The organism is Saprospiraceae bacterium (assembly GCA_016715965.1).
Classification (GTDB): Bacteria; Bacteroidota; Bacteroidia; order Chitinophagales; family Saprospiraceae; genus Vicinibacter.
This window is the reverse complement of the sequence record JADJXG010000001.1, coordinates 2,705,403-2,731,934: the sequence shown is the minus strand read 5'-3', so window position 1 is coordinate 2,731,934 and position 26,532 is coordinate 2,705,403. Positions and strand designations below refer to the sequence as shown.

Genomic DNA, 26,532 nt, shown 5'->3' with positions numbered 1-26,532 from the left:
CTCCAATAAGCTGCTGGCTCTCTCCTATTCAGAATTATCTGATAAAATTCCTTTTATCCGTGCAACATTCAGTAACTTTGATGGGTCAACTGACTATAAAATCAACGGATTATGAAAAAATGGTTTACCCGATTTCTCTTTTTGGTCCTTGCGGTCAATTTTCATATTAACATTTATTCAAATATTTTATCAATTGATAGTAAATTATTTATATATAATGAAGATTGTAAATTGAGTGAATTGCAGTTGGAAAAATCAGCTTGCAATGCCGACAAGCAGTTTTTTGTCAGCCTTAATTTTCAACACGAAAACACCTCTGATTGCTTTACCGTAAAAGGTAATGGAGCCGACTATGGCACTTTTCTTTACGCAGATTTGCCCATTACCATTGGGCCTTTGGCTGGTAATTGTGAGACGCCTTATGAATTTGTGATCCGGGATTGTGAAAAAGAGGACTGTGCAATAGAGAAATCCCTTGGAAAGGTATGTTGTGAAAATCCCAATGCCGATTGCAAGCTAGCCGAGATGGAACTTAAAAAATCCGATTGTTTTGGCGAAAAATACTTTTCTGTCACCCTCAATTTTTTCCATAAAAACACCTCCGATTGCTTTACGGTCAAAGGAAATGGAAAATTGTACGGCACCTATAAGTATGCAGACCTCCCCATCAAAATAGATTCCCTCATCGGCAATTGCGATAGCAATTTTTTCTTTGTGGTGCGCGATTGCCACAATGAGCGCTGTGTCATTGAGAAAGAATTGGGAAAAGTCTGTTGCGAAAATCCCAATCCGGACTGCAAGCTTTCTGAACTTCAGCTCGATAAATCCGCTTGTGACGGGCACAAAATGTTTTTTGTTACGATCAATTTCAAGCATGAGAATACATCGGATTGTTTTGTTGTCAAAGGAAATGGAATCAATTATGGCACTTTCAAATACACCGACCTACCAATTAAAATCGTGCCGTTGAATGGCAATTGTGAAACAGAGTATGAATTTGACATTCGGGACTGTCACAATGAAAGATGCGGCCTGGAAAAGGTCCTTGGAAAAGTGTGTTGTGAAAATCCAAATACGGATTGCAAGCTGGCTGAACTTCAACTACAAAAATCTGACTGTGTCGAAGAAAAGAAATTCTATGTTACCCTTAATTTCCTCTATAAAAATACCTCAGATTGTTTTACCGTCAGCGGAAATGGACGCAACTACGGAACTTTTAAATATTCTGATCTGCCCATTAAATTGGGACCTTTGGAAGGAAATTGTGAAACCAATTACGGATTTGTCGTGCGCGATTGTCACAACGAAAGATGCGCGATCGAAAAATCCCTCGGCAAGGTGTGCTGTGAAACCCAAAACAATGATTGCCAAATCAATGAACTTGAACTCAAAAAATCGGAGTGCACTCCGGAAAAGAAATTTTTCGTGACCCTCAATTTTGGCCATAAAAACACTTCAGATTGTTTTACAGTCAGTGGAAATGGCCATAACTACGGGACTTTTAAATATACTGACCTGCCCCTCAAATTAGGTCCACTGAACGGAAATTGTGAAACAGAATACGAATTTGTCATTCGCGATTGTCACAATGAAAGATGCGGAATCTCCAAAGTCCTTGGCAAGGTATGCTGTGAAACCCAAAACAATGATTGCCAAATCAATGAACTTGAACTCAAAAAATCTGAATGCACTCCGGAAAAGAAATTTTTCGTGACCCTCAATTTTGGCCATAAAAACACTTCAGATTGTTTTACAGTCAGTGGAAATGGCCATAACTACGGGACTTTTAAATATACTGACCTGCCCCTCAAATTAGGTCCACTAAACGGAAATTGTGAAACAGAATACGAATTTGTCATTCGCGATTGTCACAATGAAAGATGCGGAATCTCCAAAGTCCTTGGCAAGGTATGCTGTGAAACCCAAAACAATGATTGCCAAATCAATGAACTTGAACTCAAAAAATCTGAATGCACTCCGGAAAAGAAATTTTTCGTGACCCTCAATTTTGGCCATAAAAACACTTCAGATTGTTTTACAGTCAGTGGAAATGGCCATAATTACGGGACGTTTAAATACGCAGATCTACCCATTAAAATTGGTCCATTGGATGGCAATTGTGAAACCAATTATGGTTTTGTGGTACGCGATTGTCACAATGAAAAATGTGCAGTCGATAAATCTTTGGGTAAAGTATGTTGTGAATCTCAGAACAACGATTGCAAACTCAGTGAGTTGGACCTCAAGAGAACAGAGTGCAATGCAGAAAAGAAATTCTACGTCACGATCAACTTTGGGTATAAAAATGTTTCAGACTGTTTTACTGTGAGTGGAAATGGCCATAATTACGGCACGTTTAAATATACAGATCTGCCCATTAAAATTGGTCCATTGGATGGAAATTGTGAAACCAATTACGGATTTGTGATCAGAGATTGCCACAATGAACGCTGTGCGCTGGAAAAAAATCTGGGAAAAGTGTGTTGCGAAAGTCAATCCAATTGCAAAATCTACGAAGTAGATGCCATACCACAAGAATGCACTGGCAAAGGCTCCTATTCCTTAAAACTTAATTTTCTACATTCGGGTACTGGTTCAAGATTTAATTTGTACGACCGGAACGGTAAAATAAGCGACCACGCTTACTCAGATTTACCGCTTACTTTGCCTCATTTTGCGAAATCAGCTGTTAAACATGATTTTATGAAGATTTGCGATCAGGAAAATCCAAGCTGTTGCAAAGCGGTAGAATTTATTGGATTAGAATGTTTGGGTGCAGGCAAAAGCGGCTTTAAAGTCAACCGACTTAAAGCGTTTTTTGATGGAAGTCATGTGCAGATTCAATCAGAACAGCTTATACCAGATCAGTTGGCTGTATCCTTGTACGATCTTTCTGGCAGCAAACTTTCATTTGTACTAAACCAAAAATCTGCTTTAAGCTGGCAGATGGAATCCGGCATTGAGCAAAGTGGCATTTATATTTTGCGGGTCCAATTGGGTCAGGAATTCTACCATTACAGAATTTTTGTCAGCAAATAACCGATCGACATTCATTTGCATTTTCTGATGCAAATGAATGAGGGTTTTTATATTTCAGCAAGTCTGGGTTTGACATTTTAGCATGCTCCAAATCCATTTTTACAATGGAAATGCAAATGGACGATCAATTGTCATTCCAAATATTAAATTTTGTAAATTTAAAAATTTCAAAATAAAATATTAGCATTAACTACTATTCATCTAGAAGCAGAATATTATTTGGATTTTTTTATTTCTGTTCCATGGTTTCTTTATGCTGTTTTTCTTCTTTTTTGTAAATACAGAAGAATGCGTTAAATTTACGGCATTGTATAACTTTTTAAACAGAATAAAAATGAATAAAAACTTACTTCTATTGCTTTTCTCACTCGGTTTTGGATTTGCTTATTCGCAGGCCAGTTTTTCAGATGATTTTGAATCTTATGGTGTCGGAGACCAATTGGCAAAAGCCTCTGCTGCATGGACTTGCTGGGGCGGTGCTGCTGCTGAAGGAGGACAGGAGGATGCTTATGTCACGGATGAAAATGCGCGTTCGGGCACAAAGAGTGTTAAACTGGAATCCATAAGCCCAACCGGTGGGCCAACTGATATCGTGTTGCCTTTTGGACAGGAGTACAACATTGGAAATTTCAATTTTGAGATGTACATCTATGTTGTGCCAGATCAGGGAGCTTATTTCAATTTTCAGGGGAAGGCTACTATCGGTCAGATATGGTGTTTCCAGGGCTATTTTGACGGAGATTCAAAATTTAGAGCAGACATGGGTGCCGGTGCCGGAGGAGGACAGTTTGTTGAAACTGACTACACTCCCGGGGAATGGATCAAATTCAATTTGAAAGCCGACCTCACCAACAACATTTGGGAAATATTTTTCAATGATGTCAGTGTATCCAAATTTTCCAACATCAATAATTCAATTGCCTCTCTAAATTTATACCCTACTTTCAGAGCTCCTGCCAACGGTTCCACCTACTATGTGGATGATGTCAGTTACTCTTATGTACCCTATACCAGAACCAATCTGGAGGCCACTTTACTGAATTCAACCTTCAAACCAAGATTCCTCGCCAATGAAAGTTCTGGTGGAAGCGTTTTAATCAGAAACATTGGTTTAACTCCAATTACTTCTTTGGAATTGACCACACAGGTAGGTGCTGATCCCCCATCGGTCAATTCATTCAACAATTTGAATATTGCTCCACTGGGTTCGACTACCTTGAATTTAGGAAAAGTGACTTATGCACCAGGATCGAATGATTTAAAAGTAAGCATTGACAAGGTCAACGGACAGTCTGATGACGATGCCTCCAACAATACCAAGATCAGTCCAATAACAGGTGTGGTGCCTGCTGCCAATAAAATGGTGGTGGCTGAGGAAGCGACCGGCACATGGTGTCAATGGTGCCCAAGAGGAGCTGTTTTTATGGATTCTATGGACAGAACTTATCATAAATATTTTGCGGGTATTGCTGTCCACGGAGGTTCTGCCACTGAGCCGATGAGAATACCTATTTATGATGCAGGATTAACTTCAACTCCGGGATTTCCTGGATTTCCAAGTGTACTTTTTGACAGAAGCATCATCATTGACCCATTGTTTCTTGAAACCAGCTTTTATAACAACATTGTGGTTGAAACACCGGTCATACTTACCAACGGAGCCACCTGGAATCCTACTACAGGAGATTTGGTGGTCAGCGTAAAAGCTGATTTTGTAAAAGACTTGGTAGGAGATTATCGCTTCAACATGGTTTTGGTTGAAAACGGTGTGAAAGGCAATACGGCCGCTTATAACCAAGCCAACGCATATTCAGGAGGTGCCAATGGAAGAATGGGTGGATACGAAATTCTACCCAATCCGGTTCCTGCTTCCAGAATGACCTACAACCATGTCGCCAGAATCATCATGGATGGTTATGACGGTCTCGCCGGTTATCTTCCAGCAAGTATTTCTGCCGGAACCACTCATTTTATTACATATACCACCAACCTGCCCATTGCATGGAAAGAAGACAATATTGAAATCATTGGTGTTCTTTATGGACCAGCCGGAGAAATTGTCAATGCCACCAAAACAACCATCGCTGAAGCGGTTGCCAATGGATTGTTCACCTCAACAGAAGATCCTGGAGTGGCCCTGACGCCTGTAAATGTGACACCAAATCCGGCTGCTGAAAATAGCCAGATTAGCGTAGAACTCAGTAGTCCCAGCCAGGTAAGTATGGAAATCATGGACCTCAATGGAAAAATTGTTTTGTCCAGAAATTATGGACAACTGGAAGGATCTTTGGTCCTGCCAATTAATACAATGGCCATGGAAAACGGAATGTACACCATTCGCCTGAGAATGGGTGCTGAACTTCAAACCAAAAAATTGGTGGTGAGCCACTAATTCATTAATAAAAATACATTAACAAAGAAGGAAGTATCCTCCTATTGGGTACTTCCTTTTTTATTTGGATCTTTGCCACGCAATGGCAAACTTCAAGATATCCTCCAGGGTTGCAGAAATGAATGAATCTGCGACGCTAAAAATGGCCCAAATGGCCAGAGAAATCAGCAGCAAAGGTATAGATGTCATCAACCTCAGTCTGGGTGAGCCAGATTTTGAAACTCCCATTCACATTCGGCAAAAAGCCAAGGAAGCCATCGATCAGGGTTTTACCAAATATACTCCGGTGGCCGGTACGCTTGAAATCCGGGAAGTGATCAGTAAAAAATTTGAGCGAGACAATCAATTGCAATATCCACCGGATCAAATTTTGGTCTCCAATGGGGCCAAGCAATGTTTTGCCAATCTGTGTTTTGCCCTTTTGGAACCCGGAGATGAGGTGATGCTATTCGCACCATATTGGGTATCCTATTTTGAAATTATCAAAATGGCCGGAGGAAAGCCGGTGGTGGTACCATCTTCGGTCGAAAATGACTACAAGCCTGCGGCAGAAGACATCGCCGGCAGGTTGGATTCAAAAACCAGGATGCTCATTTTTTCTTCTCCCTGCAATCCTACGGGCACAGTGTTTCTTCAAGAGGATCTGGAAATGATTTCCAAACTGGTCGCCCCGTTTCCCGAATTATTGGTGGTCTCTGATGAAATTTATGAGTATATCATTTTTGACCAAAAACATCTGAGCATTGGTTCTCTTCCGAATATGAACGAAAGAACGGTGACCATCAATGGCTTTTCGAAAGGTTTTTCCATGACAGGCTGGAGACTGGGTTACATGGGAGGGCCAAAAGAGATCATCAAAGCTTGTATTAAAGTGCAGGGCCAGTTTACCAGCGGCGCTGCTTCATTTACTCAAAAAGCGGGTGCGTATGCTTTGAGCACAGATTTAGGTCCTACCTATGCTATGAGCAAAGATTTTCAAAAAAGAAGAGATGTTTTGTTGGAGGAAGTGAAAAAAATTCAAGATTGGAAAGTCAATTTTCCGCAGGGTGCTTTCTACATTTTGCCAAAAGTAGATGCCTGTTTTGGAAAAAAGATAGCAGGTCGAGACATTCAAAATGCCGATGATTTAGCCATGTTATTGCTGGAAGAAGCCCATGTGGCATTGGTTTCCGGAGAAGCATTTGGAGCGCCGGACTGTCTTAGAATTTCCTATTCACTCTCTGAGGCCAAGATCCGGGAAGCCATTCGCAGGATTGTTGAAGTTTTGGGGCGTTCATAAATTCAAATCTGACTTTTATTTTTGCAATCCACTAAGAGCTTCATTTAAGTTCTTAAAATAAGAATCATGTATTTAACTATTTATATTTATTTATATTCTCTGTATTTTGCCCTCATCTCAACGGCTATCAAATGTTTTTTAATATAGGCCGTGTCCGCTGAATAACTTCCTTTGGTTGGAAAAATCACTTCGAGGGTGGGTACCATCCAGCCTTTCAAATCAGGAAAAGCCTGTTTTAAACCCACTTCCAGGTTTCCTTTTAGATCAGATTGATCGGCTGTAAGGTTTACCACTCTTTCGAATAAAAATTGCCAGGAAACAGATCCCCGGGCTGTCATTTTCTCTTTTACGGCTGTACCATTGTCCAAAAATGCCACTCTATAATCCACTTTAACGTGCTCGTCCGAACAAACTTCTTCCACCAGTTCACTCCACTGTAAAACCCTGTTTGTGCCTTCCATGTAGGTGTTTAAAATATCACCGGTGTTGTCCACAACAGATGTACCCAATAAGTACAAATCATAGGTTAGCCTGGGTCCACATGGCGAATCATCTATAAGGTCACAGCCCAAAAAGGAGGAAAGTAAAATGGTTATGGTCAATGCAAATGGTAAAGTTTTCATGGGTATAAATTGATTATTTGTAGCAATAAAACCGCCTAAAAATAATGTTATTTATGAAAAATGCAAATTAAAATTATTCCATACCTGTCCAAAATAAGTTTAAATTTGAAATGTGACCATTGATTTACAAGTGTATACAAATTTTGTAACGATATTTTAAAATTGAACCTCCATAACAGTTATTGCAATTTAAAAAATATCTTTTGTTTATCAAACTTCATGTATGTTACTTTCTTTTGGCCGTCAAAAGAAAGTAACCAAAGAAAACTCGCGGCTGGACTCCTCGCTCACCCAACTGCAGCTCTTTCGCTATGCTAAAAAAACTCGCCTCTACCTTCTCCTACTTGGCTCCACAATCCTCGCTTCGCCAACTCTGTCATTGTTGATAGCTTCTCGGTTGGGCTCAGACAGTTTTTAGCATGACCGCGAAATTCGCTGGTTGGGTACCCGAGCTGCGGAGCCCTAAGCCGCATTGAATTGCATGAAAACCATCATTCTTCCTGATATTTCAATCTAGATAATGTGTAATATTATTAGCCTTTTCGTCAGCGGCTCAGGTAGGACAGATTTTGGAAACAGCGCCTTATATTGTCGCTCCTTATACGGAACTAATATGGTGCACTTATCAAACAAACCTTCATATTGAAGTGACATTATGGGGCGGCAATATACAGCGCCCAAAATCTGTCCCAACAGAGAACCTTGCAAAATGAACCAAATAAAGATCAATATAGCCAAGAAAGATGCCGCCTTAGAAAAGGCTGCGTTTTTTTGGTACCCCGCTTTCGCGGCTCCTTCACTTAGAGTGCTGTCGCACTCTACCAAGCTTTTAGCTTGGATCGTTCAGTCGTGAGCGACAAAAAGTGGAAAAGTTAGTTTCTAAAAATTATTTTAGACAGATGTGAAATTATTCAATAATTAAACCTTGAAAATCTAAAGGTCGATTTGAAATACAGCTTCAATTTAGTCTAAATGGAAACTCGGGCTGAAAAATGAAGAAAATCAAGAAAAACTCAAACAACCCCTCCCTAAAATGGATTCTGCAAGCTTTTGCTTAAAAGTAGGATGAAAAGCCGAATTGGAGGACACCGGAGACTATCGGAGGATTTCCGAGCAAATCTGTTTCCTGAATAAACCGGTAATTCAACCGGAGCACCGTAGTGCCCATTGGTCTGAATGCAAGGCTGGGTACCATTGCCCAGACGTGATCACCAATATTTCCGTTGGTCTCCTTAAATTTACCTTGGTTAAAATCAACATATTCCAGTCGAACCCCAAAATTGATCTTTGCTTTCTCCCAGCCCAACATCGGCTTCTCGACCATGGTGCATACCAAGTCCAGAAAGCCTCCTGCTTGCTGATCTCCAAAGGTCTGATCGTAGGTTTCAGGAATACTGATCAGAACTTTTGAAAATTCTCCTGTGATGTCCAGCTTTTTTCGAAACAGCGAGGTGTTAAAATCAAGTGCAAAAACACTTGCACTTCTTTTTTGATCCAATCGGAGACCATCTTCTTGCCATTTGTTGTAAACACCGCTCATAAAAGATAAACCCAATTCACCCAAACTCCGATTGCGAACGGCCATTTTCGCGGTAAACATAGGCAATCCACTGTTGCTCATGGAAAACCTTTCCGGATTGATTTTACCCTCAGACAAAGAACTGCGATTTAAGGTATTTGAAACGATGCGATCATCAAATCCATTGGTGAGATATGTCTCATAACCCAAAACCCATTTGTTCACATAATATTTTCCGTACACTCCAAAACCCACATTAGAAAGTGTAGTGGGCACAATGTCTGTAGCCACCAAAGGACGCTCAATAAAATCCCAGCGGGGGCCATCGTGGTTTTGATTGTATGCACCGATCGGATTCATCACGATTCCCGATCTTAGGATGAGCAATGGATGAAATTCAAAATCCAATGCGGCAAATTCTATATTAATTTCTTTTGTTCCATTTTCAAATTCCAATTCTGAAAAAAAACGGATCTTATGTGCAATGGACGATGAAAGAAAAAGGGTAAACCGTCTTGCCTGAAATGAAAAACCATTTGTCACGCCGTCCACCACTTCATAATGCGTATTGGCTTCAAGATAACCTCCTATGGCCACCGGAAACTTACCCAAAGTCAAAAAAGGACGATTGTAAACGGCATCCATGTTTAATTTTTTGTCCGTGGTATCTGACCATTTCCGCTGAAAAAAACCGGATGAATCAGATTGTGCATGCACCACCGTGAAAAGACAGATGGCAAGCACGAATATGATCGTTGTTTTAAATTTGTACATAGATGAAATTATCGTCCGCTGAAATTTGAAAAGTTTGTAAATTCTGCTCTGCCGGTGGATTCTGCACCTTACCCAAATTGTCAAATTCACTCCCGTGACAGGGACAAATCAAATAAGTGCCGGCCGGCTGAAGCTCACATCCATTGTGGGTGCATTTCATCAATAGTGCAGAATAGGAACCCTCTGCGATTTCAAATACTACAATGGGGTACCTTAGTTTTTCATTCTTGAGCAAAACATATTTCCTTCGGATGGATTTCCCATTTTTCAATTCCGAAAATTCGGACTTAGGAAGAATGAATTTATTATTAGAGAAAGTAGTCGTGGCAAAATAGGATGAACTTGCACAAGCTTGCAAGAAAGTCATCATCGCTGTCCCGCTAAGACAGGCAAATCCACAATTCTTTAAAAATTCTTTTCTGTTCAACTACAATGATTTTAGAAATCTGATCAGGGCATCCTTATCGCTATTGGAAAGATTTTGATACTGATTTTTACTGTCTTCTGCTTCACCACCGTGCCATAAAATGGCTTCCTCAATGCTCCTTGCTCTGCCATCGTGCAATAAGAAATATTGCCCGCCCTGGGCATTGGGTGATAATCCCAATCCCCACAAAGCTGGCGTTCTCCACTCGGAGGACTTTGCATTTCCCTCTGTGTAACCATCATCCAATCCGGGACCCATATCGTGCAATAGTAAATCAGTATAGGGATTAAAAACTTGATTGGACAATGCCGCAATCGGAGAATACTGGGTTTTTAATGATGGAAGGTGACAAGAACTGCATTTGATCTTTTCAAACAAATTTTTGCCCAGTCTGACATCCGGATCCTCCTGATTTCTTGGAATGGGTGCTTTTAAAGTTTGAAGATAAAACACCAGCTCATGGATTCTTTCGGTGGACACTTCAGGATCTATTTCCAATCCACTAAAGACATCGAAGGGATTAAAAATAGAAGCAATCCCCATGTCTTGATTATATGCATTGACCGTTTGGTGCAATAAATTATAGACAGCCGCTTTTTTTCCAAACCGACCCATGTACTTTCCATCATTTGAAACAGATCCCGGTCCCGGAACGATAAAATCAGGTAAGCTGATCCAATTGGGTACTCCTGATATTCCATCCGAATCAGCATCAAAAGGATCCGCAATGGCAAGTAAATCCTCATCGCTTACCAAACTCAAATAACCCAAACCTGTAACTGCAGGTGGAGTGAATTTTGAAAAACTGGCACCCACTGGTATCATTTCGGGCTGAAATCCAGGCAAAGCCCTGTTTTGCAGCTGAGGGCCTCCCTGCAACAAGTATTTATTTCCTGTGCTGTCCGTTTGACCAAAACGGGTGAGTGTAGTAAACAAATGACCCTTACCGTCTCCGGCATGGCAAGATCCGCAACTATTGGCTACAAAGAGGGGACCCAAACCAGATTCGGAGGTAAATACTTCATTAAAGGCCTTATCCCCTTTCAGAAAGAGCGCATTTTCAAAAGTGCTCAATCTCTGCAACGGGCCCTCTAAAATATCTTCTTCATTGGGCAAAGCAGGAAATATTTTCTCACATGAGAAACTGATTATCAACATACTAAATAATACTAGTAGGTTAAAATTCCGATGGTTTTTCATATTTAAGCCCAATTGAACCGCACAAATTTAGATATTTATTTGAATAACCAAATTAATTTTATTAGACTTATCTAATTTCTTTTTTAATAAAAACCTTATCTTTACAAAAAATAAGCTGATGCGCTCTCTGACGGAAGAAAATTATCTAAAGTCAATTTACAGGCTCTCTCAAATAGAAACTACAAAAATATCACCCACTTCCATTGCTGAAGCGATGGGTGTCAATGCTGCCTCCGTGGTGGATATGATCAAAAAACTAAGCGACAAAAAACTGATTGTCTATCATAAAAAGGAAGGAGCTGTGCTGACAGAAGAAGGAAAAAAAATTGCAGTGGACATCGTGCGCAAGCACAGATTGTGGGAAGTATTTTTACTGGATAAACTGGGGTATTCCTGGGATGTGGTTCATGAAATAGCAGAACAACTCGAACACATCAGGCACAAGGAGCTGGCTGACCGATTGGAACATTTTTTGGGTTATCCGGAGTACGATCCACATGGTGATCCCATTCCCAATGCAAAAGGTGAAATTCCCTCCATTACCAATACCTTGCTCACTGATATTGAAATTGGTCAGTTGTGTCGTCTTGCTGCCATCAAAGATACCTCGACCCCATTTCTTCAGTACCTGGAAAAATTGAACATCAGCATTGGCACCAAAATTAAAGTATTGGAGAAAATACCGTTTGATGAATCACTGGTGATACAAATTGGAAAGGAAGGAAAGGCGAGTGTTTCTAAAAAATTGGCAGATAGTTTGTTGGTACATTAAATATCCTAAATTTTGTTGTTTTCCATTTTTTCCGAATGGACTTTGTGATCATGTGTTTTAAAAGACAAGCACCATGTATGAGAGGATATTATTTGTAATAGTTTAGACTTAATCTGACAGTTAGTGATTAATTTTAAGTTGTCAAAAATAATTAATTAACCACTAAACTGTCAGAAAATGAAATTAGAAACAAAATTAATCAAAACTAAATTGGGATTAGTCCATTTAGCAGAAAAATTGGGAAATGTATCTCAAGCTTGTAAAATAATGGGGTATTCCAGGGATAGTTTTTACAGGATTAAAGAGATGTATGACACAGGAGGCGAAATGGCCTTAATCGAAGTCAGCAGGAGCAAACCACTGGTCAAGAATCGAGTGGCTCCCGAAGTAGAGAAAGCAGTTGTTGATATGGCTATTGACAATCCAGCTTTTGGACAAGTAAGGGTTGCAAATGAGCTTGTTAAGAGAGGAATATTTGTATCCCCTTGTGGAGTTCGTTGTGTTTGGTTGAGGCACGATCTGGAGACCTTCCAAAAGAGATTAAAGGCCCTGGAAGCCAAAGTGGCCCAGGATGGAATAATTCTTACAGAAGCCCAAGTTGTAGCCTTGGAGCGTAAGAAAGAAAAATTGGAATCTCAAGGTGAAATTGAAACATATCATCCGGGCTATCTGGGAGCTCAGGATACTTATTATATTGGCAATATCAAAGGCGTTGGTCGTATCTATCAACAAACCTACATTGACACTTACTCTAAGGTAGTTCTGGCAAAAATCTATGATCGTAAAAATGCTCTTGTAGCAGCCGATTTGCTAAACGATAAAGTCCTGCCATTTTATGAACATGAGCAAATCAGGCTACTCAGGATACTGACCGATCGTGGCACGGAATACTGTGGAAAAAGAGAATATCATGAGTACGAACTTTATCTGAGTTTGGAGGATATTGAACATACTAAGATCAAAGCACGACACCCACAGACTAATGGTATCTGTGAAAGATTCCACCGCACCATTCAAAATGAATTTTATGCCATTACCTTCCGTAAAAAGTTATACAAATCTATTGAAGAGCTACAGGCTGACTTGGAGGATTGGCTACATTACTATAATTCGGACAGACCTCATTCCGGAAAATATTGCTTTGGCAAAACTCCTATGCAAACTCACATCGAGTCAAAAAATATTGCAATTGATAAAATGTTAGAAACTCATTTTGAATAAAGAAGATCATGAATAGAGTAATTCAACGCGTAAACGTCAACAAACTAAATTGTGGAGTAAATGTCAAGAGTTCCGAAGGAACTTGCCTCGCTCTTGACTTTTACGGAACAATTGTTACTTTTGTTGAAGCGTTGGATTATTCTTTTTTATCGCCAACTGTCAGATCAAGTCTAGGTTATTACATATTATTCAAAGTCAAATGATGAATTTATTGTCTCCATTAAAAATGGAATTCGGCAAAGCTGATCTTAATATCTTATTTATCCTCTGCACTGGTCTTCCGAATGATTGCATCTGACAATGCCTTGTAGTAATCTCCCTTCTCATTATTGCCCATTAAATAATGTACTTCGCTCAGATATTGTTGATACTTTATTAAATCTATGTGACCTACACCTCTTTGTAAGACTTTATTACCAAGGGCTTTTTCAATATTTGAGATATACATTTAATCTAATTTCTCTTTTAATGCCGATTCAATTAATTCCTCCAAAATTTTCTCATCGATGTCTTTCAGCTTATTGATGTATAAGCAGCCAACTCCTGTCTTATGCTTACCCAATTTTTCAAGTCTGGCTGATTTTTCCTTCAGATTCAAAACAAGATGCAGAGAGATATTGGCCTTGCGGGGAGAAAAGCCAATTTTAAACCAATCCACCTCACGACCTGTCTTGGGACTTTTGTATCTCAATTTTCCAAATCCAATCATCGAATTTCCCCACATCCTGGGCTCCTCACCACTTGCCTTTCTCATCATTTCAAGAATCGACAAACTGTCCATTCGCTGTGTCTCATCTTTCAATCCATTGATAAAATCTTCGACACTTAAGTCGGTCTGCTTTGTTTTGATCTCTGCTAGTTTTGCCATATTCTAATTTTACTGTATGAATTATTTTTTCATTCCAAAATGCCCGTTGAATAGCATTCAATGGGTGTTTACAACTTTCCCCCTTCTAAAATTCAATTGATCCGAATTTCAACGACCGCTGCCATAATAAATTCTTCAAATTGTCAAAAGCAGCCATGTTTTCATGTGAAGATTCAAATCCTTGACTGAATGAAGCCAATGAAGTGAAAATCCAGCAGTCATATACTGATTAATCCAGGAATATTTCTCCGATCATATACAGGCAAGCCTCGCCACCAATCTCTACCCGCTCATCCAAATATTTACAATGGACAAATCCAGTTCGCATAGAAAGCTGTTTTGCTGTCATTTCAGCCTTTCCAAGTTGATGGTACCAATAAGGAATTAAAGTCGTGTATGCCGAACCCGTCACAGGGTCTTCATTGATACCGGACTGAGGCGCAAAGAATCTGGCAACGAAATCCTGCTCATTTCCTTTGGCTGTGACAATGACTCCCCTTCCTTCCAATTTTGAAATCTTCTCCAGGAAAGGAACAAGATTTGCTATTTTATCCTCGCTGTCAAAAACAAACAAATAATCTGTCTTACCCTTAAAGGCCAAATTGGGTGCTGTGTTGAAACAGGTCTTGATTTCGTCGGTACATTCCACTGGCACAAAATAATCTCTAGGAAAATTGAGAATCAACAAATCGCCCATTCTTCTCACCGACAAATCACCACTCCGCGGTGAAATAAAACGAATGCTGTTTTCAGGATGGTTATCATACTTAAACAAAACAAATGCCGAAGCCAGGGTAGCATGTCCGCATAGATCCACCTCAACCGTTGGCGTAAACCAACGAATTTGAAAATGGCCGTCTTTCTTTACATAAAATGCTGTTTCTGCCAAATTATTCTCCATGGCAATATTCTGTAGGATCTCGTCTGGCAGCCAATGGTCAAGAGGACAAACTGCGGCAGGATTACCCGTAAAAACACGACCTGCAAATGCATCGACCTGGTATATTTTTAATTTCATATTTAGAATAAATGAATCAGAACTGGCACAGCCAAAAATTAACTAGTCTTTCCCAAATCAATTCTGGTATATCCACTAAAACAATGGTCAAAAATCTAATTAAATAATACACTTTGAAGCACAATCTTCCGAATACACATTGCCTTACCATTGTTAAAGAAAATATCGGATCAATGGTTCAATTTTGGCAAAAAATTCATAGTGGAGAAGCTTCCACGGAATAAGCAAGGCATTAATTCCAAGCAATCACAAGCCAATAAAATCAAACTGACTGTCTGCATCTTTTCAAAATCCATCAATGGCCTATTGCCCCTATTCAATGATTAGAAATGGCCAGGTTATAACAATTTCCTGATCAGTGACACCTGACCCAAGTGATAATAGCAATGTTCAATGACTCCTTCAATATTTCTTAAATAGCTACCATATTTTTCGTCAACAAAAGGCTTATCGAGAATATGATCGTCCAACTGCTCTACTGCATTTGCAAATTGTTCCGCATTGGTCAGAAATTCACCCACCAAATTATTCCAATCGGATTCGGACCTGATTTCGGGAAGATCAAAGCTATACTTATCGCGAATATCAAGACTCCCTCCTTGAAATACTTTTAACAGACCGGCCAGATAATAATTAATATGATACGTCAATGCAGCGATAGAATTTAAGCTACCCATTCTCCGGATGGATTGCTCATGGTCCACTTTCAACAATTGCTCCTTAAAGTTGGTATTTGCGATCCAATGTCCATTGAGCAGCACTTCCCTGAGTCGATTTGCCAAAGCTAAATTTCTATTCATTGTAATGGTTTAATTCATGCTTACTTTTAAAGAATAACAGCGATCAGACTATGATTGAATGCAAAGATTTATAAAATTATCTTCCAAAGAAAAATTCCAGGGATTAAAACTTAAATTTGTGATCCTAAAGATGCGGCAGAAAAGTACGAATCAAAGAGCAAGAAATCATCATTTACCGGTTTAGACAGTAAGCTGTCCGCCTTTCGCCAAGGACTTATCTGCCGGATCATTAAAATTTAATATCATTTTCCAAAGGCTTAAATGCTGCGCAAAATTTTTTCCATTTTACGGCCCTTGGCCAATTCATCGACCAGTTTGTCCAAACACCTTACTTTTTGTGTAAGAGGGTTCTTGATTTCTTCGACCCGATAACCACAAATAAGTCCGGTAATCATTGAGGCATTAGGGTTTAGCTTAGCTTGATCGAAAAAGGTTTCGAAGCTTGCATTGGATTTGATGAATTCCTGGAGTTTGCTGGTATTGAAGCCAGTCAACCATTCTATTATTTGGTGCAATTCCTCTTTTGTCCTTCCCTTCCTCTCGATTTTGGTGACATAATGAGGGTACACCGAAGCAAAGCTCATTTGAGCGATTCGCTGATCATGTTTGTTTGAATCATCCATGGTAAAATTTTTAAAAATAGGATTGTTTATTTCAATCTTTCCAACTTCCCCTTTCTCTTTATGATGTTTTTGTAATCCCACTGAATGTCTCTTGCCTTTCGCAGCCATCGGACAAGGTCTGTTGGGTTAATTTGCGTGATTGAAGTAAAAAATATAGAAGCATCTTTAAATTTCTTTCCAATCTGATCCAATTTCTCTTCTCCGAAATCTGCACCACTCCAGAACATGAATCGAATTCCGGGTTTTTGCTTACTGTACCCAACAATTGGGTTTGATTCAATAAACCAAACCGGATGGCCATGCCAAATTTTGCTATCTGCCTCGGTCAACTCCTTGTCCACCCACTCAGCCAGCAACTCACAAATGGCCTTATCTTCCGGCGATTGACTGTTGTTATAATTTCTAATACTGTCGTGCATTGTTCTATATCTCTAAAACCACCAAAAAATCAGTTCAATCCAGTCCAAAGAAAATGAAATGCCAAATGTCTTGTAATTGACCATTTTTTGGAAATGGATCAAATAAATCCATGATAAAGAATTTGGACATACTACAAAACCTAGATAAGTTATAATGGTTCAAGGATCATCCTCGATAAGTATTAAGTCAATCTCAGATGCATGACAATGACTGTTCGTTAGTCAGCCCCAAAACAAAAAGCATGATTCCCGAATGCCTCAAAACCTAACTTTTGGAGAAACAATTGCTCAGGCATTTATGTCAAATCACATCCTTGATTTCAGTTGCCAATGTCTCGATACAGGTTGTAAGGCTTATTTCTTAAAGCGATTCAATGCTTTGACTTCAAACGTTCTCTTTGATCAAAGGTCTTGCTCAATTGGAGACAAACTTGAGTCCAATGATCGAACCAATCAGAGTTGTTATAAAAAGCAGTCGAAGAAAAGTAGATGGCTCTTTAAAAATAAATATTCCAATTAACACCGTACCAGCGGCCCCAATCCCAGTCCAGACCGCATAAGCTGTTCCAATGGGTAAAGTTTGAGTGGACTTTATCAACATGCCCATACTAATGCACAGATTGACGAAAAACCCCAAATACCAGTAGTAGACATCGTTTCCAGTGCTTTGCCTTGCTTTACCCAAACAGAAAGCAAATGCTACTTCAAATAAGCCGGCAATAATTAATACAATCCAATCCATCGCTTATGTTTAATGATTCGTTCGATTTCAATTTTCAATTTCAGAATTAAACTAACTTTCACAATACGGAAATACTTTATGTTTCAATTGAAAGATCTCTCCAATCAATATTGATTTATCCTTTAAAAAAACGATCTCCAATCATCCACTCATTCGTCCGGGCATCATTGCCACTACAAACTCAAATTATGCTGACTATTCCCGAGAAGCAAATTTGTCCAACAGGCTTACTTCTTGTCCTTGGCTTTGGTTGGTTTTGCCTGAGGTTTAAAAGTCGATTCGTATTTGTCGATCCAATCATCCACACTTATTTTACGCATTAGCTCGCCAATCAACTTATAGGGAATCTCATCCAACTTTTTAAAACGGATACAGCTTTTCCCCATGTCGAGTTTCTGTTTGCTGTGTTTGGGGTATTCTTTTACAAACCAATCCAACAATTTTGGATCTGAATAAATTCCCATGTGGTAAAAGTTGATGGATCCCTTTTGAGATGCAATTCCTGCAAATGGGAGCGGCTCGGTTGGTTTACAATGATAACCAGCCGGGTATATTTCATGTGGAACCACATAACCCAGTCCACCGTAACTAATGGCAGGCTCAAAACCCTTGGGTAGATTCTCTACAATCACATCATGCAGTTTGTTGAATGGCTCCAACCTATCCGGAGGCTGGCTTGTTAAAATCTCAACAACTGTTTTTCCTACTGCTTTCATAAAGTGAAGGTTTGGTACAATTTGTAACGATATTTAAAATTTTCAGTTCACCACCAAGGTCTGTTAGATCCAAAAAGTGCATGGCTCCAAAACATAAAGATTTGGCGTTTCATCCCATGCTCAAATGCACTTTCTATCCTGCAAAAGTAATTCATCGAATGAACTTCACAAAACAAACAAATGACAAGCCCCCGCCCTCCCTAACCACAATAGGCAGGGCTTTTTTCATTCTTGCCCTGGAAAGTCGATCCATTATTTAATCCAAAGCAGAAACTGTTAAGTCCTGTGCCCCATTTTTCCATATCCTAGTTCCAATCTCAATCAATTTTTGTTTGTCACTGTCGATTACCTTTGCGAAAATGTTACAGGCATCTAGCCCTTTGCCTTCGCCATAATAAATTCCAAAACAGTTTGCTGTCTTTGCTCTGAAAGGCTTGGCCGGTCCAAATACCACCTCTCCCGGTTCTGTGAATACGGATGCGTTTTCTTGAATAATGTCAAGTGGCGGAACATTGTCAATCCAAATTTCTTGTCCCGAGACCCTTGCGTGATGAAACGTCCTTGTAAATGGCAATATTTCCACAAAAGCTTTTGAAGTAAGCGGTGCATGTTAAAGATAAAATTCAAATTTTATTTCTTGGTTGTCCGATGTTGTTATTTTAAATCCATTCATACTTGTTTATTGTTTATTTGCGGGTATCGTTCAAAATGTCCTTTAACATGATGCAGCTAAATGAAACCGGCGACTTCCAAGTCCCGAAGTTGCGGGATCTATCAAGCAGTAAGGACTATGGATCCACAATCCCGATGCCTATCAGGATGAATAAACCACAGAAGCTCCACCATGGGACAGCTGTATATGACTGCTGTTGATTTATTTTTGTTCAAATTCTTGCCTGATCTTCCATTGTGAAATTTCCGGAGGTCCAGCCAAAAATGCCCTTGAGTCTTGAATAAAACTTTGCAAATGGGGTGTTTTCATATGATCACCGTTATAATAGTTTTCATCGCTCCACGCTTCATAAAGTAAAATATTTGACTCATCCTTCGGATCTTGATGCATCGTGATTTTCACAAACCCAGGTTCATTTTTAACCACATCGATCAGTTTTGTTAAACCTGATATGGCTTCATTACTCTTTGTGGGCAGTGTCTTGTATTTTATAAGTACGATCAGATTCTGATTGCTTTCTTGGTTCATCATTTCTTGCTGCTTGTTTTGGCAAGAAATTAGGGCAATCAAAAATATGGACAAAATTGTCAGTGAAAGTTTTGTTGTTTTCATTTCATCAAATTTAAGGTTTAAATTTTATTTTTAAAATTGTCAGCTTGCGATTATAGGGTGCTGGCTTTAGATCATAACAATGGTTTAAAGTCCTTGTTCGGGGATTTGCCGAAGGCATCTATTTCCGATGACACAAAGTCAGTGCCCGTTGGTGGGAATGTCGAAGGCATTTCTTCGGATGGAAACTGGCATAAGCCAATGGTCAAACATACTTATTTCAGAGGCATGGTGTCAAGTACAATGTCACTGGATGGCGTTCATTCAACCAGTTGTTTTTTCAAAGCAGTTTGCACAAATTGATTGAGACTTATTCCTTCTTTGGTTGCTTTGATGAATGCTAAATCATGAAGTTTGGGATCAATTCTTACATTAAAAGACCCCTTAAATGACTTATTCACATTCTTCCCCGCTTCTTTGCATAAGAACTTATAATCTAATACCGCTTCTTCAAATGACTTTATTAGTTCTTTCACTGAAGGCCCTTTGAAAGTGACCAAATCATTAATTCCTTCAGATTTGCCGAAAAATGTTTCATCAATAGAAGAAAAGTGAACAGATCCAATCACATTCTCAAATTCTAATCTATCATTTATAATAGTTTATTTTGTTCTAATTGAGATAAAATAAGTTTTACTTGATAATTCTTCCGTTCATTTCCAGGGTGAGGCTTGTGTAATCGTATCAGCAATTTTTTAATCTCATTATAAAATGCTATACGAGAGCAACACGATTTACCAGTTTTTATTTCTTAATATCTCAGTTTAGAGAGAACATAGTTCAATTCAGCATAAATTATGATTCCTGAACCTTAGATTATTCACTGTAAAATTTTCTGCAATTTACTCACAAAGTAAATATACAAAAATACAAGATTTGCAACTAATAATTGGTTCCAAATTAAGTGATTTGCCAAAGGACGCTGGCTTTGCATCATCACTGTGACTTAAAGCATCTGGTCGGGGATAATGCAGAAAGCATTTCTTCAAACGCCAAGGTTTTCTGACGTGCTGGTATATCATCTTTTCTGTACTATTTTGTCTGTGGAGTTGATAAAGAACCAATGCGTTTCCGAACTTAAACCTTGACACCAAAGAGATAACCTACAGCAGCAGACAAAACCATTGCAATGGTCCCCCAAATCACAATTCGAACAATGGCTTTCTTGATACTTGAACCGCCGGTACGTGCTGCTATCGCTCCAAGTAGGATCAAAGAAATGATTGTAAATCCGTAAAGAAAATATTCCATATTTTTCACAGGTGCCAGAATGGTCACCAAGAGAGGCAATAGGCCACCTGCTGTGAATGCTGCGCCTGAAGCAAGGGCAGCTTGTATGGGATGGGCCTGACTTATTTCATTGATTCACAGTTCGTCTCTGATATGGGTACCAAGAGCATCAGCAGCTGTCAATTCTTTGGCCACCTGCAAAGCAGTTTCTCTGCTTAATCCTCGTTTTTGATAGATATCCGCCAAAATGTTTAATTCAATTTCCGGCATATTCTTGAGTTCCTGTTTTTCTCTTTCGATGTCCGCTTTCTCTATGTCTGTTTGAGAGCTTACGGAAACATATTCACCCGCCGCCATTGACAATGCCCCGGCCACCAGCCCGGCAATGGTGGCTAGTAAAATTGCATCTCTGCTTGTGCTTGCTGCGGCTACGCCAATTGCAAGACTTGAAATAGAAATAATACCATCATTGGCCCCTAATACTGCCGCTCTCAGCCAATTGCTTCGGTGAATAAAATGGCTTTCTAAGTAATTGTCTATGGTTATCTTTTCATTCATTTTGCATGTTTTAAATATAAGACCAACGGTTCAGCTTATGCGATCTGGCGGGTTATAGAGCACAAAACTGTCAATACACCATACACAAAATTTTGGGATTGATGCGAGGTAGAATGTTCAATTAACCACGTCACCCGCCATTGAGCCAAACGCCTGTTAGCGGTTCGCCCTTCTTTTTTTACTGTCAATTTCAAAGTGTAAAATGTCATTTGTCCTTGTCCTAAAATGGTAAACCGTCATCTTCTATTGCAGGTGCAGGTTTAGGAAACTTTGTCTTGTAATACGAATTTAAAAAAAGTCCAACTGTCGCAACGGTATTTACAACGAAAAATGTGTAAATGGTATCGTTAATTAAATAGTCGTCAGTTGTCGTGCCGTGAAAATTTGTATTCTCACTTCTAAGTTTTTCAATTGCTTGATTTATTGCCAAAAGGGAACTGCCGATTGTTTTTATTTCTTTTGGATGGTTGTCATTTGTTAAGTTGAACTCTTTTAAAATTATTGAAGTCAGTTTATATAGGGTTTCTCCACCAGTTATTTTACTTGCAATTCTATCGTCTTTAAGAATTTCCTTTATTATGCTTTCAAGTGCAGAGTTCGCAAGTCCAACAGCTAAACTTGGGTCGATGTCAATTTGCTTATAAGATTTAACAAATGTGTCATAGGCTGTTTGATAGTCAGCTTTTAGAACATTCTTAAATGTTGGGATTGAAGGTATAAAGTCTGGAGTATCAACACCTAATTCGATTGCGATTTTCAATAAAGTTTCTCCGTCTATAGAATGTAAAGTTGATTTTAAATCAATTGAGCCACCTTCTTTTTGTTTTTTGATTTCAAACTGCGGTCTCCAACCAATATGAAAATTGGTGTCCGTGTATCTATCTTCAAATACCTGCCATTTTTCTAAATACTTCTCTACATTTTAATATTTAGATGTCGCAAACATATTCCAAAGAGCGTTTTCAACGTCTTCAACTAACTTCATTTGGTATTTTGGAGATATTAATCCTTCCATTTTGTTTGTGTCTATATTTTCTTCGTAGTTGTCGTCATAGGGTGACCGCTAACGGAGCACTGGCTTTGGGCCGTTATAATATCTTAAAGCCATTATCAGGGGATTTGCCGAAGGCATCTATCTCCGATGGCACAAAGTCAGTTCCCGTTCGAAGGAATGCCGAAGATATTTCCTCGAACGTTCAAGTACTTGCGATGTGACGCTTTCATCAACAAACCAAAGGCAAAAAGTTATTTTTCACTGTTTGCAGATAATGAAAGTTAAATCTTTTAAGCGGCATTTCCGCAAGTACATTGTTAGAGCCAGTACTTTTTTTATGCATTTACCAGATTTATTGAGGAAAGTTCAACTCCCAATTCATGTATTGCATTTATAATTCTTTCCGTTTGTTGTTGAGATGGCTTTTTCTTTCCTTGTACATACTGAGAAAGCAACGTTGGATTCATACCGATCTTCTCAGCAATTACTTTAGCATTAAGAACACGATAGTATTGAAAGAATTGTTTGAAGTCTACTTGATATTTAATCGTAAATTTGGTTGAATTATTTTTTTTATCTTCAAAATACAATTGAGTGGCTTCATAGGCATTGCCTATTAGTTGTGCCAAAGTTTTTCCTGTTGTAAATATTGGTAAATTTTCAGTGTAGGCGGAGAACCCAGTTTTGGTTTTCTCCACTATTATTTCAATTTTTACTATTCTTTTGGTTTTCATTTTTTTTTAATTCCAGCTAGTTTTAGAATTTTCATTTCAAGACCCTTGCCGATTTCCTGACTCCCATGATTTGGAAAAATTATTATTTTACTTTTTAATAAATGCTTCAGTTTAATATGCGATCCCTTTTGACTGATTGGAAACCACCCAGCCTTAATCAAGATTCTATATAGTTCAGAACACTTCAATAAGGCAAAGGTAAACAATTATTTACCTTCTAAAAAACTTTTAATATATTTGGGTATTGGCTCTCCCGGGCACTGGCTTTGGGCCGTTATAATGGTTTTAAGCCATTGTTCGGGGATTTGCCGAAGGCATCTATCTCCGATGGCACAAAATCAGTGCTCCGTTCGAGGGATTGCCGAAGGTATTTCCTCGAACGTCCAAGTATAAGCGATGCGAGGCGTTAGCCGATTTATCGTCTTATACATTGTTATGCTCTGGCCTTTATTTTATTCATTTAACATTAGTTTTGTTTTATCAATCTCAACACTAAAGTTTACCTTGGCCTTTAGAGCTTTAAAAACTTTTAACATGGTGTCAAATCGTGCGTCAGTTACAGAATTTTCTATTTTTGAAATTTGTGATTTTTGTACTCCCACTAATTTTCCAAGTTGCTCTTGTGTTAGGTTTCTTTCTTTTCTGGCCTTTTTCACAGCCTCACCAAGTAAATCTAATCGAAGTTCATTTTCAAATGCATCTCGTTTTTTAGTTCCAATTTTTCCAATATGTTTATCTATTAAAGTATCTAAACTTGTTGTTTTCATTATTTTAAATTTTTCGTATTTAAATAATGCTTCCTTAAATTTTTTGCGTGATCTATTTCAGATATTGAAGGTTTATCACTTTTCTTTATAATACCATGAGTAGCAATGACCAACGTATCTTTCTTATCTTGTTTATCCCAAAATGCAAATAATCTGATTTTTTGCCGATTGTAAAGTGTTCTAAAATATCAGATTTCATTGTCCAATTGCTTAAATAATTCTGAATCCTGCTTTTTGGATGCTTTTTTAAGGTTGTAAAAGACTTTATCTCTAGTCTTTTGATCAAGTTGCTCAATAAATTCAGTAGCCTCATCAAGCAATTCAACCCTAAAAAGGTCTTTCATTCATAACATTTTGACAAAGATAATAGTTTCTTTAATACGACACTTTATTTTTTACTAACTTTTTATTATGGTCGAGCATAACGTTTCTCAGCCATGCGATTGCGCCTTGCGCTGTCATCCTAGCTGATGTTATGCCCAGTCATATTTTATCTCTTTAATTTTAGCAAATTCCTTTTTTTTTAATTTTTTCTCTTGCTCAATATCAAAATCATTCTGCAGTCCTAACCAAAAATTTGCGGTATTCCCAAAATATATTGACAATCTCATTGCTGTATCAGCAGAAATGCTTCTCTTTCCCTTTATGATTTCAGACATCCTGGTCTGAGGCACTAGAATTTCCTTTGATAATCTGTACATGCTTATCTCCATTGGTTCTAAGAATTCCTTCTTCAGAACTTCCCCTGGGTGAATGTTCTTTAATTTAGACATATTAATGGTAATCTATAATTTTAACATTTGAAGCATTTGGGCTATTCCATTCGAAGATAATTCTCCACTTATCATTTATTCTGATAGAGTACATTCCTTTATATATTTTCCCTTCGAGTTTTTCTAATCTATTCGCTGGTGGAATACGCAAATCATTGATATTGTGTGAATTATTTATCATCCTAAGTTTCCGGCGGGCGATCTGTTGAATTTTTATTGGTAGTTTTTGAGAGATGCTTCCATCCCACACAAGACTTGTTTCCTTGTCTCCAAAACTCAATATCATAATATCATTTCACAATACTAACGCACAAAGTTAGTATTTTATTTTATTTTATTTTATTTTATTATTAACATTTTTATTGAATGTGCATAACTGGCACTGGCTTTGGGCCGTTACAATGGCTTAAAGCCATTGTTCGGGGATTTGCCGAAGGCATCTATCTCCGATGGCACAAAGTCAGTGCCCGTTCGAGGGAATGCCGAAGGCATTTCCTCGAACGCTTTCGGGCTTTGCGTTCGGGCGGGTTTCGGAGCACAAAACTGTCAACCAGCACTGAACTTGAATAGAAGCACAAAGCTCCAAGTTTGCACAGCTTGTCCCGAGAGGCACGAATCGGGATCACCCCGCCTGACGCCAAAGCCCGTGTTAGCTGCTGGCTTTCTATCATCTTATTTGTTCGACAGCGTTGGGGAAACCATACTCTTTGCCAAGTTTTGGTTTGCGTGTTGGCTCGAGCGACTTGGCAATGTGTATGGTTTTTGGCGTTGGATTAAATTCTGAATTTACTTTAAGTTCTCTTTAAAAAATGTTGTCAATTTTTCAAAAGGAATAATTTCTAACCTGTCGTACAAATCAGTATGAACGCCATTCGGAATAATCATTAGCTCCTTTGGTTCGGAAGCATTTTTATAGGCATCTTCGCTAAAATATTTTGAATGTGCGTTTTCACCTGCAATGAGCAACATTGGTCTTGGCGAAATCTCTTTGATATAAGTCAAAATAGGCATATTCATCAATGAAATTGGTGTAGTAACCGTCCACGAACCGTTTGAATTGATAGAGCGTTCGTGAAAACCCCTGTCGGTTTTGTAGTAATCAAAGTAATCTTTTACAAATTGTGGTTCGCCTCCTTTAATTTTGCTTGGTAATCCTTGTGGGGCTAATTCGGGCGTTCCACTTTTCGCATCTTCCCAACGCTGTATGCTCATTTTTTCTAATATTTCTGTACGTTGTTCGGGTGTAGTTGTATCAAAATAACCTTTTGCGTTTAATCTCGACATATTGTACATACTTGCAGTAGCAACGGCTTTTACACGTTTATCAACAGCAGTAGCGTTTAAGGCAAATCCACCAAAACCGCAAATGCCGATGATACCGATTTTGTTTCTGTCAACGTTTTCCTGTAAGCCGAGAAAGTCGATTGCTGCACTGAAATCTTCTGTGTTAATTTCGGGTGATGCAATATGATGTGGTTCGCCACCGCTCTCGCCTGTATAGGACGGGTCGAATGCCAATGCCACAAAACCACACTCTGCCATTTGGTTGGCATACAATCCTGATGATTGTTCTTTTACAGCACCAAAGGGTCCGCTGATTGCCAATGCAGGCAGATTGTTTCCTCCATTTTTCGGAATGTATAAGTCACCTGTAAGTTCAATGCCGTATCGGTTTTTGAAAGTTACTTTTAGTCGGGTTACTTTGCCGCTTAACTCGAAAGTATAATGTTCTGTTTTTTCTATATTGTTCATATTTTCTAAA

General features: G+C 38.8%; 27 protein-coding genes and 3 pseudogenes. 6 read left to right on the top strand and 24 right to left on the bottom strand.

The genetic code is table 11. From position 1 onward, the window contains the following. Positions 1–111: 111 nt before the first annotated feature. The 3 genes from IPM48_10365 to IPM48_10355 all read left to right on the top strand — a co-directional run bounded on the left by IPM48_10365 (position 112) and on the right by IPM48_10355 (position 6,710). On the top strand, positions 112–3,039 hold the full coding sequence (locus IPM48_10365; GenBank protein ID MBK9271990.1) for a hypothetical protein: 2,928 nt from the start codon (positions 112–114) through the stop codon (positions 3,037–3,039). 334 nt (positions 3,040–3,373) lie between these two features. Next, positions 3,374–5,431 carry an Omp28-related outer membrane protein gene (locus IPM48_10360; protein MBK9271989.1) on the top strand — a complete coding sequence of 686 codons (2,058 nt, stop codon included), beginning with the start codon at positions 3,374–3,376 and terminating at the stop codon, positions 5,429–5,431. Positions 5,432–5,513: 82 nt separating this feature from the next. Beyond that, a complete protein-coding gene (locus IPM48_10355; GenBank protein MBK9271988.1) occupies positions 5,514–6,710 on the top strand; it encodes a pyridoxal phosphate-dependent aminotransferase in 1,197 nt (398 codons plus the stop codon). Between the two features lie 86 nt (positions 6,711–6,796). Here the strand turns inward: IPM48_10355 and IPM48_10350 are convergent, their stop codons facing one another. The 4 genes from IPM48_10350 to IPM48_10335 all read right to left on the bottom strand — a co-directional run bounded on the left by IPM48_10350 (position 6,797) and on the right by IPM48_10335 (position 11,253). Further along, positions 6,797–7,333: a hypothetical protein gene (locus tag IPM48_10350; protein ID MBK9271987.1), complete on the bottom strand. Its 537-nt coding sequence runs from the start codon at positions 7,331–7,333 to the stop codon at positions 6,797–6,799. A gap of 1,054 nt (positions 7,334–8,387) precedes the next feature. Next, entirely contained in the window at positions 8,388–9,626 is a 1,239-nt protein-coding gene (locus IPM48_10345) for a hypothetical protein (protein MBK9271986.1), read from the bottom strand. Next, the gene (locus tag IPM48_10340; protein MBK9271985.1) at positions 9,613–10,053 is read right to left on the bottom strand and encodes a Rieske (2Fe-2S) protein; all 441 of its coding nucleotides are present in this window, start codon (positions 10,051–10,053) and stop codon (positions 9,613–9,615) included. The genes IPM48_10345 and IPM48_10340 overlap by 14 nt, the downstream gene beginning before the upstream one ends. After that, entirely contained in the window at positions 10,054–11,253 is a 1,200-nt protein-coding gene (locus tag IPM48_10335) for a thiol oxidoreductase (GenBank protein MBK9271984.1), read from the bottom strand. Positions 11,254–11,371: 118 nt separating this feature from the next. Here IPM48_10335 and IPM48_10330 point away from each other — a divergent pair, with 118 nt between their 5' ends. From IPM48_10330 to IPM48_10320, 3 genes are all read left to right on the top strand, one after another. After that, positions 11,372–12,025, top strand: coding sequence for a metal-dependent transcriptional regulator (locus tag IPM48_10330; GenBank protein MBK9271983.1), 654 nt, complete (start codon positions 11,372–11,374; stop codon positions 12,023–12,025). A 177-nt stretch (positions 12,026–12,202) separates the two neighbouring features. Further along, positions 12,203–13,246, top strand: coding sequence for an IS481 family transposase (locus tag IPM48_10325; protein MBK9271982.1), 1,044 nt, complete (start codon positions 12,203–12,205; stop codon positions 13,244–13,246). Between the two features lie 8 nt (positions 13,247–13,254). Beyond that, positions 13,255–13,449: a hypothetical protein gene (locus IPM48_10320; GenBank protein MBK9271981.1), complete on the top strand. Its 195-nt coding sequence runs from the start codon at positions 13,255–13,257 to the stop codon at positions 13,447–13,449. A gap of 53 nt (positions 13,450–13,502) precedes the next feature. Here IPM48_10320 and IPM48_10315 read toward each other — a convergent pair whose 3' ends face one another. From IPM48_10315 to IPM48_10220, 20 genes and pseudogenes are all read right to left on the bottom strand, one after another. Continuing rightward, a complete protein-coding gene (locus IPM48_10315; GenBank protein ID MBK9271980.1) occupies positions 13,503–13,694 on the bottom strand; it encodes a hypothetical protein in 192 nt (63 codons plus the stop codon). Further along, the gene (locus tag IPM48_10310) at positions 13,695–14,114 is read right to left on the bottom strand and encodes a DUF1801 domain-containing protein (GenBank protein MBK9271979.1); all 420 of its coding nucleotides are present in this window, start codon (positions 14,112–14,114) and stop codon (positions 13,695–13,697) included. A 229-nt stretch (positions 14,115–14,343) separates the two neighbouring features. Next, a complete protein-coding gene (locus IPM48_10305; protein ID MBK9271978.1) occupies positions 14,344–15,132 on the bottom strand; it encodes a PhzF family phenazine biosynthesis protein in 789 nt (262 codons plus the stop codon). Between the two features lie 338 nt (positions 15,133–15,470). Continuing rightward, positions 15,471–15,932 carry a DinB family protein gene (locus tag IPM48_10300; protein ID MBK9271977.1) on the bottom strand — a complete coding sequence of 154 codons (462 nt, stop codon included), beginning with the start codon at positions 15,930–15,932 and terminating at the stop codon, positions 15,471–15,473. 257 nt (positions 15,933–16,189) lie between these two features. Then, complete coding sequence (locus IPM48_10295) at positions 16,190–16,555, bottom strand: DUF2200 domain-containing protein (GenBank protein ID MBK9271976.1); 366 nt, start codon at positions 16,553–16,555, stop codon at positions 16,190–16,192. A gap of 26 nt (positions 16,556–16,581) precedes the next feature. Then, entirely contained in the window at positions 16,582–16,974 is a 393-nt protein-coding gene (locus tag IPM48_10290) for a DUF1801 domain-containing protein (GenBank protein ID MBK9271975.1), read from the bottom strand. 415 nt (positions 16,975–17,389) lie between these two features. Next, on the bottom strand, positions 17,390–17,716 hold the full coding sequence (locus IPM48_10285) for a multidrug efflux SMR transporter (GenBank protein ID MBK9271974.1): 327 nt from the start codon (positions 17,714–17,716) through the stop codon (positions 17,390–17,392). A gap of 227 nt (positions 17,717–17,943) precedes the next feature. Next, complete coding sequence (locus tag IPM48_10280; GenBank protein ID MBK9271973.1) at positions 17,944–18,432, bottom strand: DUF1801 domain-containing protein; 489 nt, start codon at positions 18,430–18,432, stop codon at positions 17,944–17,946. A gap of 256 nt (positions 18,433–18,688) precedes the next feature. Further along, a complete protein-coding gene (locus tag IPM48_10275) occupies positions 18,689–19,015 on the bottom strand; it encodes a DUF3830 family protein (protein ID MBK9271972.1) in 327 nt (108 codons plus the stop codon). Positions 19,016–19,306: 291 nt separating this feature from the next. Beyond that, entirely contained in the window at positions 19,307–19,717 is a 411-nt protein-coding gene (locus IPM48_10270) for an antibiotic biosynthesis monooxygenase (protein ID MBK9271971.1), read from the bottom strand. Positions 19,718–19,974: 257 nt separating this feature from the next. Continuing rightward, positions 19,975–20,310: a type II toxin-antitoxin system HicB family antitoxin gene (locus tag IPM48_10265; protein ID MBK9271970.1), complete on the bottom strand. Its 336-nt coding sequence runs from the start codon at positions 20,308–20,310 to the stop codon at positions 19,975–19,977. A gap of 481 nt (positions 20,311–20,791) precedes the next feature. Further along, a pseudogene (locus tag IPM48_10260) lies at positions 20,792–21,502 on the bottom strand (VIT family protein). A gap of 220 nt (positions 21,503–21,722) precedes the next feature. Next, positions 21,723–22,517 (bottom strand): annotated as a pseudogene (locus IPM48_10255) (abortive infection family protein). 314 nt (positions 22,518–22,831) lie between these two features. After that, positions 22,832–23,230, bottom strand: coding sequence for a type II toxin-antitoxin system HicB family antitoxin (locus IPM48_10250; GenBank protein ID MBK9271969.1), 399 nt, complete (start codon positions 23,228–23,230; stop codon positions 22,832–22,834). Beyond that, entirely contained in the window at positions 23,227–23,418 is a 192-nt protein-coding gene (locus tag IPM48_10245; protein MBK9271968.1) for a type II toxin-antitoxin system HicA family toxin, read from the bottom strand. The genes IPM48_10250 and IPM48_10245 overlap by 4 nt, the downstream gene beginning before the upstream one ends. Positions 23,419–23,682: 264 nt before the next feature. Beyond that, positions 23,683–23,997, bottom strand: coding sequence for a helix-turn-helix transcriptional regulator (locus IPM48_10240; GenBank protein ID MBK9271967.1), 315 nt, complete (start codon positions 23,995–23,997; stop codon positions 23,683–23,685). Then, positions 23,997–24,341 (bottom strand): annotated as a pseudogene (locus tag IPM48_10235) (type II toxin-antitoxin system RelE/ParE family toxin). Before IPM48_10235 ends, IPM48_10240 begins: the two are co-directional and overlap by 1 nt. A gap of 129 nt (positions 24,342–24,470) precedes the next feature. Next, a complete protein-coding gene (locus tag IPM48_10230; protein ID MBK9271966.1) occupies positions 24,471–24,770 on the bottom strand; it encodes a HigA family addiction module antidote protein in 300 nt (99 codons plus the stop codon). A 1-nt stretch (position 24,771) separates the two neighbouring features. Next, on the bottom strand, positions 24,772–25,056 hold the full coding sequence (locus IPM48_10225; GenBank protein MBK9271965.1) for a type II toxin-antitoxin system RelE/ParE family toxin: 285 nt from the start codon (positions 25,054–25,056) through the stop codon (positions 24,772–24,774). Between the two features lie 500 nt (positions 25,057–25,556). Then, positions 25,557–26,522: an alpha/beta hydrolase gene (locus tag IPM48_10220; GenBank protein MBK9271964.1), complete on the bottom strand. Its 966-nt coding sequence runs from the start codon at positions 26,520–26,522 to the stop codon at positions 25,557–25,559. Positions 26,523–26,532 lie beyond the last annotated feature (10 nt).

Bases quoted from the DNA above. Each gene is read 5' to 3' on its own strand.
- IPM48_10365 (MBK9271990.1), top strand. From the start codon at position 112: ATGAAAAAATGGTTTACCCGATTTCTCTTTTTGGTCCTTGCGGTCAAT.
- IPM48_10360 (MBK9271989.1), top strand. From the start codon at position 3,374: ATGAATAAAAACTTACTTCTATTGCTTTTCTCACTCGGTTTTGGATTT.
- IPM48_10355 (MBK9271988.1), top strand. From the start codon at position 5,514: ATGGCAAACTTCAAGATATCCTCCAGGGTTGCAGAAATGAATGAATCT.
- IPM48_10350 (MBK9271987.1), bottom strand. From the start codon at position 7,333: ATGAAAACTTTACCATTTGCATTGACCATAACCATTTTACTTTCCTCC.
- IPM48_10345 (MBK9271986.1), bottom strand. From the start codon at position 9,626: ATGTACAAATTTAAAACAACGATCATATTCGTGCTTGCCATCTGTCTT.
- IPM48_10335 (MBK9271984.1), bottom strand. From the start codon at position 11,253: ATGAAAAACCATCGGAATTTTAACCTACTAGTATTATTTAGTATGTTG.
- IPM48_10330 (MBK9271983.1), top strand. From the start codon at position 11,372: ATGCGCTCTCTGACGGAAGAAAATTATCTAAAGTCAATTTACAGGCTC.
- IPM48_10325 (MBK9271982.1), top strand. From the start codon at position 12,203: ATGAAATTAGAAACAAAATTAATCAAAACTAAATTGGGATTAGTCCAT.
- IPM48_10320 (MBK9271981.1), top strand. From the start codon at position 13,255: ATGAATAGAGTAATTCAACGCGTAAACGTCAACAAACTAAATTGTGGA.
- IPM48_10315 (MBK9271980.1), bottom strand. From the start codon at position 13,694: ATGTATATCTCAAATATTGAAAAAGCCCTTGGTAATAAAGTCTTACAA.
- IPM48_10310 (MBK9271979.1), bottom strand. From the start codon at position 14,114: ATGGCAAAACTAGCAGAGATCAAAACAAAGCAGACCGACTTAAGTGTC.
- IPM48_10305 (MBK9271978.1), bottom strand. From the start codon at position 15,132: ATGAAATTAAAAATATACCAGGTCGATGCATTTGCAGGTCGTGTTTTT.
- IPM48_10300 (MBK9271977.1), bottom strand. From the start codon at position 15,932: ATGAATAGAAATTTAGCTTTGGCAAATCGACTCAGGGAAGTGCTGCTC.
- IPM48_10295 (MBK9271976.1), bottom strand. From the start codon at position 16,555: ATGGATGATTCAAACAAACATGATCAGCGAATCGCTCAAATGAGCTTT.
- IPM48_10290 (MBK9271975.1), bottom strand. From the start codon at position 16,974: ATGCACGACAGTATTAGAAATTATAACAACAGTCAATCGCCGGAAGAT.
- IPM48_10285 (MBK9271974.1), bottom strand. From the start codon at position 17,716: ATGGATTGGATTGTATTAATTATTGCCGGCTTATTTGAAGTAGCATTT.
- IPM48_10280 (MBK9271973.1), bottom strand. From the start codon at position 18,432: ATGAAAGCAGTAGGAAAAACAGTTGTTGAGATTTTAACAAGCCAGCCT.
- IPM48_10270 (MBK9271971.1), bottom strand. From the start codon at position 19,717: ATGAAAACAACAAAACTTTCACTGACAATTTTGTCCATATTTTTGATT.
- IPM48_10250 (MBK9271969.1), bottom strand. From the start codon at position 23,230: ATGAAAACCAAAAGAATAGTAAAAATTGAAATAATAGTGGAGAAAACC.
- IPM48_10240 (MBK9271967.1), bottom strand. From the start codon at position 23,997: ATGAAAACAACAAGTTTAGATACTTTAATAGATAAACATATTGGAAAA.
- IPM48_10230 (MBK9271966.1), bottom strand. From the start codon at position 24,770: ATGTCTAAATTAAAGAACATTCACCCAGGGGAAGTTCTGAAGAAGGAA.
- IPM48_10225 (MBK9271965.1), bottom strand. From the start codon at position 25,056: ATGATATTGAGTTTTGGAGACAAGGAAACAAGTCTTGTGTGGGATGGA.
- IPM48_10220 (MBK9271964.1), bottom strand. From the start codon at position 26,522: ATGAACAATATAGAAAAAACAGAACATTATACTTTCGAGTTAAGCGGC.